General features: G+C 66.4%; 6 protein-coding genes and 5 pseudogenes. 3 read left to right on the forward strand and 8 right to left on the reverse strand.

The features are described from left to right. Positions 1 to 224: 224 nt before the first annotated feature. Together BA895_RS17905 and BA895_RS17910 are read left to right on the forward strand one after the other, a co-directional pair. Positions 225 to 758 carry a hypothetical protein gene (locus BA895_RS17905; RefSeq protein WP_217493947.1) on the forward strand — a complete coding sequence of 178 codons (534 nt, stop codon included), beginning with the start codon at positions 225 to 227 and terminating at the stop codon, positions 756 to 758. Between the two features lie 80 nt (positions 759 to 838). Further along, the gene (locus BA895_RS17910) at positions 839 to 1,699 is read left to right on the forward strand and encodes a hypothetical protein (RefSeq protein WP_139142753.1); all 861 of its coding nucleotides are present in this window, start codon (positions 839 to 841) and stop codon (positions 1,697 to 1,699) included. A gap of 230 nt (positions 1,700 to 1,929) precedes the next feature. On the opposite strand, the pseudogene BA895_RS23240 reads toward BA895_RS17910, so the two are convergent. Beyond that, a pseudogene (locus BA895_RS23240) lies at positions 1,930 to 2,127 on the reverse strand (transposase); the annotation flags it as partial. A gap of 470 nt (positions 2,128 to 2,597) precedes the next feature. Between BA895_RS23240 and BA895_RS23685 the strand changes: the two are divergent. Further along, positions 2,598 to 2,693 (forward strand): annotated as a pseudogene (locus BA895_RS23685) (IS5/IS1182 family transposase); the annotation flags it as partial. Positions 2,694 to 2,914: 221 nt separating this feature from the next. Here BA895_RS23685 and BA895_RS17915 read toward each other — a convergent pair. The 7 genes and pseudogenes from BA895_RS17915 to BA895_RS17940 all read right to left on the reverse strand — a co-directional run bounded on the left by BA895_RS17915 (position 2,915) and on the right by BA895_RS17940 (position 8,194). Then, positions 2,915 to 3,304, reverse strand: a complete 390-nt coding sequence (locus BA895_RS17915) for a VOC family protein (RefSeq protein ID WP_070193265.1) — start codon at positions 3,302 to 3,304, stop codon at positions 2,915 to 2,917. Positions 3,305 to 3,700: 396 nt separating this feature from the next. Beyond that, positions 3,701 to 5,052 (reverse strand): annotated as a pseudogene (locus BA895_RS17920) (IS1380 family transposase). A gap of 153 nt (positions 5,053 to 5,205) precedes the next feature. Further along, a complete protein-coding gene (locus tag BA895_RS17925) occupies positions 5,206 to 5,682 on the reverse strand; it encodes a DinB family protein (RefSeq protein ID WP_070193266.1) in 477 nt (158 codons plus the stop codon). A 12-nt stretch (positions 5,683 to 5,694) separates the two neighbouring features. Then, entirely contained in the window at positions 5,695 to 5,892 is a 198-nt protein-coding gene (locus BA895_RS17930) for a hypothetical protein (RefSeq protein WP_070193267.1), read from the reverse strand. 324 nt (positions 5,893 to 6,216) lie between these two features. After that, entirely contained in the window at positions 6,217 to 6,387 is a 171-nt protein-coding gene (locus BA895_RS23690; RefSeq protein ID WP_139142754.1) for an XRE family transcriptional regulator, read from the reverse strand. Between the two features lie 109 nt (positions 6,388 to 6,496). Further along, positions 6,497 to 6,787, reverse strand: a pseudogene (locus BA895_RS17935) (integrase core domain-containing protein); the annotation flags it as partial. Between the two features lie 7 nt (positions 6,788 to 6,794). Continuing rightward, positions 6,795 to 8,194 (reverse strand): annotated as a pseudogene (locus BA895_RS17940) (IS30 family transposase). Positions 8,195 to 8,299 lie beyond the last annotated feature (105 nt).

Genomic DNA, 8,299 nt, shown 5'->3' on the forward strand with positions numbered 1-8,299 from the left:
CTTCTACCCAGCGAGCACACGGACCGAGCGTGGCGTATTCACGCACTGGCCCCGGGCTTCGCCGTTGAGGACGTGTGGTCCCTACCGACACCAGATCAGGACCGTATTCGCGTGGTTGTTCTTGTCTAACGACGAGTCTCTGCCCCCGGACATCGGGTAACCCGAGCCCTTGTGGCAGCCACGGATTCCTGCCGGACATTCCCCGTACCGAAACGAGATTGCCAATGACCCAGCTCGAGGACACCCTGCCGCAGTGGGACTTCACCGAACGCCATAGTCGCTGGATCGACGCCCAGCCGGGCCAGGTGTGGGAAGCGTTGACGACGCTGAGGTTGGAGGATCTGACACTGACCCGCCCGCTGGTCGCCGTTCGCCATCTCGGCTCGTCGGGGACCAAAATGAGCAGCAGCCTGTTCCAGGACGGCCCGGTGACGATGTTGCGCACTGACCCACCCTGCTACGCCGTCGGTGGCGCCATCGCCAAGCCGTGGCAGCCCCGGCCAGACAGACGGGTACCCGCTTCATTGAGCGACTTCGCCAGCTTCACCGAACCGGGGTGGGTCAAGTACCTGACCGACTTTCGTCTCATCGCAACCGGCCACGGGACCCGCCTGGTCACGGTGACGCGCGGGGTGTGTACCGACGCTGCAGCGCGGCGGCGGTTCAAGTGGTACTGGGCGGCCATCCGACCCGCCAGCGGCCTGGTGCGCAAAGACATCCTGTGGACCACCGCCCGTTGGGCTCGAGCCGGGGCCTGATGCACCCCACCGGGGACTCTCCGGCGTCCACCCTTAACCAGCGGCGGGTCGCGATCGGTTGGGCTGGCATCCTCGCACCGATGCCGTACCTGGTGTTGAAGGTCAACTGGACCCTCGGCGGCGACGTCGGGATCACCGACCCCGACCTTCTCACCGACCCGGTGTACCGGTTGGCCGACGGCTTCACCATCGGCGCCGAGCTGGTCGCGATCGCGATAACGCTCGCGATGACCCGCCAGTTCGGCCAACGATTGCCCGCCTGGCTGGTCCTGGTCCCGATGTGGGTGGCCACCGGGCTACTCGCCGTGATCGTGGTGCTCGCGCCGTTGGCAGCACCCTTTGCGGTTTCGGACAGCGCCGCACGGGCGGGTCTTGAAGGATGGGTCTACCTCCTGGTCTATGCGGGCTTCGTAGCCCAGGGGGTGCTCCTACTCTGGGCCTTCGCCCTCTATGCGCGCACCCGATGGGGGCATCTTCAACTACCACCACCGGCCGAAGCAGGAAGTGCGCTGCGCGCAGTCGCGGTGGTCACGGGGGTGGCATGCGCCACCCTCGGCGTCTGCTACTGGTGCTGGTCACTTGGCCTCGCCGAACCGACGGTTAAACCATCAGGCGTTGACCGTGTCACCTTGGCGGTCTACGGCGGGTTCGCGTTCGCTGCGGCCGCGAGCATCCACACCTTCACCCGCGAACGAGCCACGAGCACCAGCCGTCGGTATGCGGTCCTGGGCCTCTGGGTCGCCACCAGCGCCATGACGACCTGGGGCGGTTACTACCTGGCCCTTGCTGCCTGGCATCCATCACTCGCATCCCCCTTCCTAGTCTTCGCTGCCGTCGCCAAAATTGCGCTATCGGCGGGTATCGCGGTCCTCGCCCTGGGCCTGCTCACAACGCAGGCGCGGCGACCACCGAAACCACGCGAGATCGCTCCACTCCGGTAGCGCGGTCAAAGTTCCTTCAGGAACTGATCAGACCCCCGGTTGCCCGTAAGACGGCCCGGAATCGCGGTCGGCACCCGCCATCACCCGTACCTTCATGGATGCCCTGCTGGCCGTGAGCACCACGCGAGTTGAGCCAAGGTCAAGTCCGGATCGGTGGTGTACGAGGGTGATCCGTCGGGGTTGTTCGTTTAGGCGGTGATGGTGGCGGCGATCAGGTCGGTGTTCACCTGCTAAGGCTGGTCGGTGGTGGTGCGGGCGGTCAGGACGCCGCGGGCCTTGGTCAGGGCCTCCAGGCCGAGGTAGGGCGTTGTTCGGCCCATCCTGTGCTGCTCGGCGAGGACGGCCCCGATGAGCCGGATCACGGCCTCCCGGTTCGGGAAGATGCGCACGACATCGGTCCGGCGGCGGATCTCCCGGTTGAGACGATCTTTTAACCGGCCTTGGGGGTCGGGGCAAGCCCGTGGAGACCGGGTCAGCGTGGTCGGACCCGGTCGAGAGGTGGCCTTGCAGGGCCTGTGCGACGCGGTCGTGTCGTTGAGCCTCGTCGGTCCAGCCGCGGAGCTCGGTGTCTGACTTCAGTGCGTGGATGTCAGTGACCTGTTCGGCCAACGCGCGAGCGAACTCGGTTGCGGGGGTGAAGTTGTCGCAGGTTTCGCAGATGTTCGCGTAGGGGCATGTGCCTTGGGTTTCGTGGCGCGAGCAGTAGCCGTGCGCGACGGGGGTTTTGAGCATCTCGGAGGCGATCCAGGCGATCTTGTCCGGGACGATGGGTCGTCCGACCGGGGTGAGCGTCAGCTGGCGACGCATCGCTCCCATCGCTTGGTCGTAGGCGGCTCGCAGGGTCGGGGAGGCCAGCGTGGCGTACCGGATGGTCATTTCCGGGGTCACGTGTCCGAGCATCGCCCTGGCCAACGTCGTGATCGTCACCCGCCGACTGATCCGATGCGCCTGGACCACCCACCGCTGGGACAGCAGACCAACCCGCCGACCATGACCTATCCGCGCGGTCTCATAGAGCCGTAGCTGGGCTAGCGGGTGGCGACTCGAGCCCACTGGTAGCGCTCTCCGTCTACGAACCAGTTCCATGCCGGTGGGGGGTCCCACACTGTCGCGTAGCACGCTGAACAGCACTGAAAAATGGGACAGCATGCGGCGCCGGCACTACGACCCAGCCGCCACGACGCCCCGCCCTGTTCCTGCTGAGGCTCCTATGCATCAGTCGAGACAGAACTCGTTACCTTCGACATCCTGCATCACGAGACAGGACTCGTTCTCTTCGTCGGCCAACATCAGCCTCACGCGTTGCGCGCCCAGCGGGAGCAACCGGGCCTCGGCCGCCTCCAGCGCCGCTACCCGCTCCTGCGCGACGAGCCCGGCTCCGACGCGAATGTCGAGATGCACCCGGTTCTTGACCGTCTTCCCTTCCGGCACCTGCTGGAAATACAGCCGTGGACCCGTCCCCGTGGGGTCGACACAGGCCGAATGCGAGGTCTCCTGCTCGGCGCCCGGCGCGAGGACGTATCCCAGCGCTTCGCACCAGAAGCGGGCGACGCGCTGTGGCTCGGCGCAGTCGAAGGTCACCTGGAACTCCTGAACCGATGACATGGTGCCACCCTAAACACGAACTGGGCGCCCTGTCTCGCGAGTATTGCCCGCTCAGTTCGGCGCCCTACCAGTCATCTGCGGAGCCGTCTCACTCGTCGTCGCGGAGCCCGAGCGCCGGTGCGCGACACTCTGCCGCACCTGAGACCACTAATGACGAGCGCGTAAGACCGTCCAGGCCGATGCGCACTCGGTGGCGCTTGCCGCGTTGTACTCCCCGCCGGTAGCAGACGTAACCGGCTCTCCTGAGCCCTGATCCACCGAGGGTGATTCGGGGGATTGTTGAACCGATTTCGACGGGTGATGCGGCTCTGGCGGTTGGGTGGGCGTGGTGGATCGGCCGGTCTGTCCGGCTCTTCCACTGGGGGTTGTTCTTCGGGGCCGTTCGGGCCGGGGTGGTCAGGTCGTGGTGGCGGTGGTCCATAGGTCTTGCCACGCAGGGGCCCAGGGCCAGTCTTTGGGTAGGTGCAGCACGAGTCGTCGGGCGGAGGTCGCGACCCGGGCCGGGACCGCGACCAGTTGCGTCCGCAGGGTGGCCCAGCGGGCTTTCGCGTGCCGGGCCGAGGCGGCCGCGCCCGCGGCGCGGAGCAGGTTGAACGCGAGGCAGGTCAGGGCGAGCCAGGCGGCGTTGGCCTGAAACCGCCCAGAGGGTGCGTGGGCCAGGGGGCCGTTCTTCAGCTCGGCGATGACTTGCTCGATGATGGCGTGGTCGCGGTGGGTCTCGTCCGCGTCGACGGCGGCCAGCGTCGTGTTGGTGATGAACCCGTGGTGGCGCCACAGGCTGAACAGCTCGCCCTGCCCGGCCGCCGCGGCGGGGTTGAGACGCTTGACGCGGCGCACAACGAGGCGGCAGAGCACCTGCCGGTTCTTGGGGTGGGAGGTGAACGCGTGAACGGTGTTTCGGCAATCTCTGCTTCGGAGATCCACCGGTGTTCCTGTTCGTCCCAGACCGCGTTGGGGTACTTGATCGTGGCCCAGTCGTCCTCGGGGATAGCCGCGACCGCTTTCTTCACTGCAGGATCCATCCGTGTGGTCACGGAGAACTGGACCTTGGCGGCGAGGGCGCCGGCGATGACGTCACGCCGGTAGGACCCGGAGTCGGCCCGGACCATCACTTTCCCGGTAGCGCCAGCGGCCTTGGCGGTACTGATCGCGTTCCCGATCAGGCGGGCCGCGCCATGACCGGAGATGCTGTTGCCCTTACGCAGCCGGGCTGCGACGATCACCGGCGCGCAGGTCGGGGAGGACAGGGCCGCGAGCTGGGCGTTGACACCCTTGACGCCGGAGTAGCCGTACGCGACGCCCTGCTTCTGGTAGCCGTGGACCTGCCGGATGGTGTCGTCGATGTCGATGAACGCCATCGCCTCGGTCCCGGCCAGCAACCGCGGCACGATGCCGGCGAACCCGGTCAGGGTCCGGGCGGCGACCGCGTCGAGCTGGCGGACGTGCCCGAAGGTGAACGCGCGCAGGAACGTGCCGTACGTCGAGGGCGCCCGGACCCCACCGAAGACTTTGGCCATGCCGCCGTGGCGCAGCACGTCCAGGTCATCGATGCTGTCGGCGCCGGCGAGCATCCCGGCGATGACGCCGGTCGTCTTCGCGGCCGCGTTCGGCGATCCGACGCTCACCTGCGACTCGAGCAGCTCGTGCAGGCCGGCGCGTTCAGCCAGGCGCATCACCGGGACCAGCCCGGCCGAGCCGATCAGGTTCGGGTCATCGAAAACAGTGGAGACCTTGTGCGATGCTGGCATTTATCAGATGCCCCTTCGGAGCCGGTTGGATCGAACTGTCGCAAGTCCAATCCTCCCGCCCCACAGGGGCATCCGCGCGTCACGATCCGCTAGACCCGCCCACCAATCGGTGGATCCGGGCTGAATTGAGGACCAAAGGACTTCATTCGTCGATCAGCGCCCGACCTGACCATCAATAAGCTCTCGCAATATGTCAGCGTGCCCGGCATGGCGTGCGACTTCCTCCAGCAGGTGTCCGAGAATCCAACGCAACGTTACTGGCTTGTCCCCCGGGTCGACTCGCTTGGCGAGTTCACTTGGGTCGTGGATCGACACGACGTCTTCGATTTCCAGCCATTGGCGCTGGAACGCCTGCGTGACAGAAGTAATCGTGTCCATTTCCAAGACGACGTCGATGCGGGGCAACTCTTCTCGGGCGACGAATCGGTCCAAGAACCAGAGGCGTTCGGCCCGGGTGCAGTGCTTGACGATCCAAAGTAGCGAGATGCCGCTTGGCACTATTGAGTGTCGGGCAGCCTCTTCATCAACCCCGACAAGCTTGCGTGCCAACGACTCTCGTTGGAACTGGTAGAGCACGGTCCACGTCTCAACTTCCCCAGCCACAATCTTCGGCGGCGCAATGTCACGCATCACATCATCCTTTCAACCACGTTCGGGCAGCGTGCAGATGTCCAGGGCCCCGCGGTCACCCAGGCTCGGACCGGTAACGATCTGACCGTCAACCTCGCCGGACCGGCCGCGTCCCTTGCCCATCAGGTGCCGAACCGAGAAACCCACCGAGCTGTACGTCAGGTCGACCCACGAAGTACCCGTCGGCGTCCCGACGAGGGTGACAATCATGTTCAATCATAGTCTCCTGGCGTCGTCCGCTTCTCCGTCAACGCGCCTTAGCTGATATCGAGGTGTTGCTTCTCAAGGGACAGCGCTGAATTCGCCGAAGAACCTTGTCTTCATCGACGTTGTTGGTCAAGGGGTCGGCCGGCACCATGTCGACGTGCGTGTCAGGGCGACGCGCGGTCAGACTGATATGCGCGGGTTGGCTACCGCTGGACGGGCTGTTCGGCTGGAGCGTCCGCTGGTCTAGAGGTCGAGCGTGGCCCGTCGGGGACCGAGGTCCAGGGCTGCTCATAGCTAAATCGCTGGGACTGATGCTCCTATGCGTTGTCAAGCGGCGGTGAGCCAGGCTCGGTAGCGGTCGGCGAAGTCGACGTCGCGGCGGCGGCCGAGTTCGAGCTCTCCGACCCGCGCTGGCCACACGTGAAGTGCGGCGGCGACGGTAGTGAGGGTGATGTTCTTGGCTCGGCGAGCCGGCCGCAGGTCGGTGTAGTCGGACACGGCGCAGTGACCGGTGAGTGCGGAGAAGAATTCGCGGGTGATGGCACGTTTGAGTGCCCGATAGACCGCGCTCTTGGTCCTGGGGTTGACCCCATTTCGTGGACATCGGTTAAGCGGCTTCCGTGGCCGCAGTGGTGAGCCGGTTCTCGAACGATACCGGGTTGATCTGGCCGAGCGCGGAGTGACGCCGGCGACGGTTGTACACGGCCTCGATCCATGAGCTGACGGAGCGGATCGCCGCGGCTCGGGTGTCGAAACTGTGCCGGTGGTAGTGCTCGGTCTTCAAGGTTGACCAGAAACTCTCCTGCTGCGCGTTGTCCCAGCACACCCCGGTACGCCCGACCGACAACCGCACCCCGAGCTCCTCAACGACCTCGGCGAGCTGGGTGGAGGTGTACTGCTTACGTTCAAGGGGTCGATGCAACACCGCTGCCTATTGACCCTGTTGAGAGTAGCCGGTCCAGGGCCTCCGCTGGGGTGGCCCACTTGAGGGTCTTACGGGGCCTGCTGTTCAGGGTCGCGGTGACCGCGGCGAGGTCTTCGGCGCCCACCGTGTCAGGTCGGTGCCCTTGGGGAAGTACTGGCGTAGCAGCCCGTTGGTGTTCTCGTTGCTGCCGCGCTGCCAGGGTGAGTGCGGGTCACAGAAGTAGATCTGCAGCCCGGTGTCGATCCGCAGCTGGGCGTGCTGGGCCAACTCGGATCCCTGGTCCCAGGTAAGCGACCTGCGCAGCTGCTCGGGCAGGGTCGCGAACTGGCCAGCGATGGCCTCGTTGACGGCCTGGGCGCCATGCCCAGCCAGGGGAGGACCGTTCTTGACCGGCGAGGCGGCCCTGTGGCCTTCCATCGGGGGCAGGTGCAGCAGCATCGTGTACCTGCTGGTCCGCTCGACCAGCGTCCCGATCGCAGACTTGTCCAAACCGATGATCAGATCGCCCTCCCAGTGCCCGGGCACGACCCGTTCATCGACCTCTTCGGGGCGGTTGCCGATCAAGACGTCCTCAGTGACGAACTTCTTGCCCCGACCGCGGGTCCTGGCCTGCGGCACCCGCAACGCGCGCCCGGTCCGCAAACACGCCGACACCTCCCGCTTGAGGCCACCGCGAGCCTGGACGTACAACGCCTGGTAGATCGCCTCGTGCGAGATCCTCATCGACTCATCCTCGGGGAAGTCGACCACCAGCCGGTGGCTGATCTGTTCCGGGCTCCATGCCGTGCCCCACCGCCGGTCCGCGCGGCGGCCGTGGCGCCGTCCTTTCCACGGCACGTTCGGCCCCGGGACCGGGCGGCCCTGGACGTCGGTGACCACCCCCGCGAGGCGCTCCTGCACGTAGTCACGGAGCCGGTCGTTGCTCGCGAGCTTCCGCGTCTTGGGTCGCTGCGCGGCGATCTCGGCCTTCCACTGCGCGACCGAGGCCCGGTAGTCCAGCTTCCCGGACCGGGTGGCCGCGTTGCGCCGCAGCTCACGCGAGATCGTTGAAGGATCGCGGCCCAACCGCCGCCCGATCTCGCGGACGCCCAGATCGCCCGCCCTGAGCATCCCGATCTCCTCCCGTTCGGCAAAGGACAGATACCGGCCCGACGGCTCTACCAAGCTCATGGGTGACATGCCACCACCGTGGCGGAACCACCTCGAGCCCGCCGGCGCCGACACACCCACCGCAACAGCCGCTTCCTCACTGGCGGCACCGTTCGCGATCAGGCGCCAGAACCCCCGCTCGACCTCCCGGCGAAGCGGCGGCTTCCCCGGCGAACGCAAGACCAGCCGGACCGCCCTATCCGCACGTTGCCGTCTGCGTGGCTCTGCCATCGAAGAACACCTCCACCATCGAGGTGTTGCGACGACCACTGGAATCCGCCCTGGCAGCCGCGGTCAGCATGGAAAATCACGCCCTCGGTGCTGCCCGTGCCCGGG

The organism is Humibacillus sp. DSM 29435 (assembly GCF_001758225.1).
Taxonomy (GTDB): Bacteria; Actinomycetota; Actinomycetes; order Actinomycetales; family Dermatophilaceae; genus DSM-29435.